General features: G+C 28.0%; 3 protein-coding genes. 2 read left to right on the forward strand and 1 reads right to left on the reverse strand.

Features of this window, described 5'->3' with window-relative positions; genetic code table 11:
- The first annotated feature begins 263 nt into the window (after nucleotides 1-263).
- Entirely contained in the window at nucleotides 264-833 is a 570-nt protein-coding gene (locus BM246_RS19700; protein WP_074940730.1) for a hypothetical protein, read from the forward strand.
- 73 nt (nucleotides 834-906) lie between these two features.
- Nucleotides 907-1182 (forward strand): hypothetical protein, encoded by a 276-nt coding sequence (locus BM246_RS19705; RefSeq protein ID WP_074940733.1) that lies wholly within the window; start codon nucleotides 907-909, stop codon nucleotides 1180-1182.
- On the opposite strand, the gene BM246_RS19710 is transcribed toward BM246_RS19705, so the two are convergent.
- Nucleotides 1147-1359 (reverse strand): hypothetical protein, encoded by a 213-nt coding sequence (locus BM246_RS19710; RefSeq protein WP_074940734.1) that lies wholly within the window; start codon nucleotides 1357-1359, stop codon nucleotides 1147-1149. The two genes, BM246_RS19705 and BM246_RS19710, sit on opposite strands and share 36 nt — an antisense overlap.
- Nucleotides 1360-1472 lie beyond the last annotated feature (113 nt).

Here is a 1472-nt window from a genome sequence, read left to right on the forward strand (position 1 = left end):
CTTGCATTACTAAATATACGAAATTTCTGTATATTTAACAACACGTTGTGCAACAGGCACAATGGCTATAAGTAATTGCTTGTTCTCGCCTACTTACGAAAGTCCTCGCGGACTTTCTTTGTCCGTAATTATTTACTAAATTAGTTGCTTGAAACACGCAACAAACCATATACAAACACGTTGTACCCAATTAGAAACCGCCCAATGAAAGGTGAGGAAAGAGAATGAAAGATAAAGAAAAAATACTTAAATAGAATAAGTCAATGAGCGAAATTAACAAAAACGTTATTAGAGATAAATTGAATTATGATATATTAACTCATAATACTCTTAAAATTCTAGTTCAAAAAAGAATAGAGTGTGAGGTTTATCATAAAGAAAGAAAAGTTGATTTAGCTGTAAGTAGAGATGTATTGTGTAAAAAAATGTCTTTAAACAAAGATGAACTTTTTGTTGTTACTTCTATCTTAAAGGAAAATAAAGAAATAAAAAAATACGACAATGAATTTTTTGGGTATTTTGCTATACAAAAAGGTATATTTTCTTATGGAGAAAACAAATATTTAAACAAAGAGAAAAATAAGAAAAGAGAAAACATAAAGTATTACATTCAAATTTTAATACCTGTAATAACTTCTTTAATAGCTTTAGCTTCTATTATTTTAAATATAAGTCAATGGAAATACAACACAAAACAAACAACATCGAAAAGCATAATAAATAAAGAATCGGAGCAAGGACATACAAGACTAAATTTTCTTGAAGAAAAAACCAAAAATGTGGATAGCGTTTTACGAAAAAACTTTTATAAGCCTGAATTGAAAACCAATTAAACCGACTGACCTTACTCATGCTAAAACTCTTATGCGCTTCTGACTTATCACTCATAACTTAAAATTTAAAAATATGGAAAAAAGAGAACTAGTTGAAAATGTTGTTGTTTTTAATGAAAAAGAAGAACACCAAGTTCAGTACGTTTATTCTCCAATAAGATTATTGAACTGTGTTAATTTTACTTTAAATAGACTTCCTCCTGATTTTGTAAAAGAAATAAATGAAAAACAGTTGCAAGTTTATATTGAAACCGATCCAGAATATTCTGTTATAAAATTTAAATATTTAGAGACAGACGATAGAGAAATGATGTTAAGATTTAAAGACCTTACTTCTGGTATTTTTTAGAAGATTTTCAACATGTTTTTCATCTTTTTCATCTTTAAATCCTATAATGCAAGCTAATTCTAACATTAATTCAAAGTTGTGATTTTCAAATTGATTGTAACCGTATTTATCAAACAACTCTAATATGTCCCAAAACTGAATACCACCATTCAAGCTAGGGTTCGTATTAACCGCCATAATAACTGGGTACAACACTGGTAACCGTTGCACAACCCCTTAAAAAAGTATAAAAACAGCTTAAAATCTTTGTTTTTAAGCTGTTTTTATTTTTGATACTCCATATTTTCTCT

The sequence above is a fragment of the Algibacter lectus genome (assembly GCF_900112395.1).
Lineage (GTDB): Bacteria > Bacteroidota > Bacteroidia > Flavobacteriales > Flavobacteriaceae > Algibacter > Algibacter lectus.